This window comes from Mesorhizobium sp. M1342 (assembly GCF_040317955.1).
In the GTDB taxonomy this organism is placed as follows: domain Bacteria; phylum Pseudomonadota; class Alphaproteobacteria; order Rhizobiales; family Rhizobiaceae; genus Mesorhizobium.
Map to the genome: position 1 here is coordinate 1 of NZ_JAMYLI010000066.1, position 1,820 is coordinate 1,820.

The 1,820-nt window shown below is 60.2% G+C and carries 1 protein-coding gene; it reads right to left on the minus strand.

Features of this window, described 5'->3' with window-relative positions; genetic code table 11:
- Positions 1 to 1,446 (minus strand): Ulp1 family isopeptidase (locus NKH06_RS31935; protein WP_352895109.1); only part of this gene is annotated, 1,446 nt, incomplete at its 3' end.
- Positions 1,447 to 1,820 lie beyond the last annotated feature (374 nt).

The window sequence follows — 1,820 nt, forward strand, 5'->3', positions numbered from 1 at the left end:
GAGGACCTCCTCGCTTGGTAGCTGGTTGCTCCTGTCCTGTGCTGCGATCCGCTCGTCCGGCGCGCGCTGGTCGCCGTCGCGCCAGCTCAGGGGACGAAAGGACCCTGCGGGATCCGAGGCTTGGTGATGGGGCCCAGTTGGCACGAAAGACGATGCCAGTACAGCGTCGTCTTCATTAGCTTTCCCAGGGGGGAGATACTCTGGCCAACTGTATTCCTCCTGCGGCCCGCTGTGCTGCGCAGCGGCGTCCCCCTTGCTCTCAAGACTTTGAAATTTAAATGGGTCCCCGGGAGCAACGTCTGGCGCTGACTGGCCGAGCCGCTTGATCTGCTGGTGAAACGTCCCAACGGGGCTTTCCTTAACCGCGTCTCGGGCCTGTCGGTCCATGAGTTCAAAGTTCGTGAGATTATTTGCCGTTCCGAATGTATCGTCACCCCTGAGGCGGGTTTGTAGTGCCTGCCGATTGACGACGAGGTTGTTGAGGTTCAGGTCATCTGGCTGCGATTGCAATCGCCCAACCAGCGCCCGCGTGCCGTCCACCACGTAGACTCCGCAATCCACCACGTTGCTCTGCTGGGCGATGCGGGATACGCCCACGCGGGTCTCCAGGCTGGCGCCCAGATTTTCTGCGAGCTCTTTTGCAAGCGGGTCATGCCATCCGTTGTAGGAGTCATAATGATAGGCAACCGGCCGTTCCCGGTCGCTGCGATCAACGAACAGCAGCGACCAATGTTTGCCGCGCTCCGCAAGAGTCTTACCGCCATCGCTCACTGGCACGAACAGGAAGTCGGCTGTGTCGTTGCCGTTCTTATGGACGATGCGCTGGAATGCGCTTAGCATGACGCTCTTGGAGCCCAAGCGCAGATGATAATTGGCTACGAGGGGATCCACGAACCGCGTCCGGGCGGCGAGATCTGGATTGTTCCCCTGCAACTCCTGCTCCAGGAGTTGGTAATCCCTCTGGATATGTTCGTCGCCTAGCCATTCCAATGCGCCGAGCACCCGCCCGTCTTTAGCTTTCCCAGGGGGCCTCTCTGGCCGACCCAATGCCTCCTGCGGCCCGCTGCGCTGCGCAGCGGCGTCCCCAATGGCACGAGCCTCCATGCCGACTGCGTCTTCCGGACGAGCAGCAAGGGCAATTTCGCGCCCGGGTGCGAACTTCCGGAGATGAGCTAGTGCACTGATCCTCCGGTTACCACCGGAGTTCACATAGCGCTTGGCATCTTCATCCAGCGACCCCTCGTGAAGCCGATCCGCAATCCCCGGCTTTTTGTTTTCATGCAGGTATTCACTGAAACGTATAAGAGTAGATCCATAGACCTGAATGGTACCGCGATTCGGCCCGGTCGCAGGCGCTTCTTTGTACTCTTTGATGAGAGCCGCTGTGTAATCTCTGATGAGCGCGGCGTCGGCAGGGTAGGGATTCCGGACAGGGCGGTCGACCACTGGCGCTCCGCCCGCCAACGTCTTGAGACGACCCAGTGCTCTAGCCACGATCGAGGGGCCACCCCTGCTCTCGTACTCCGAGGGGCCACCCCTGCTCTCGTACTCCTTGCGATCCTGATCCAGCGACGATTCGTCAAGCCGAGCAGCAAATCCCGGCCTGTTATTGTCAAAGAGCCAACGACCAAAGCCGAGAAGAGAATTTACATGGCGCTTGACCGTGCTCTCCTTGACCTTACCCGCGTAAGCTGACCTCAGCCCTTCGACAACGGTCGCATCGTTGGAATAGAGGGGACCCTTGTCGCGACCGGAGACCCCTATTGGAGGATCTGGCTGCACCGCCGCCGGCACAGAACGAGCATGGTCACGCAACTCGG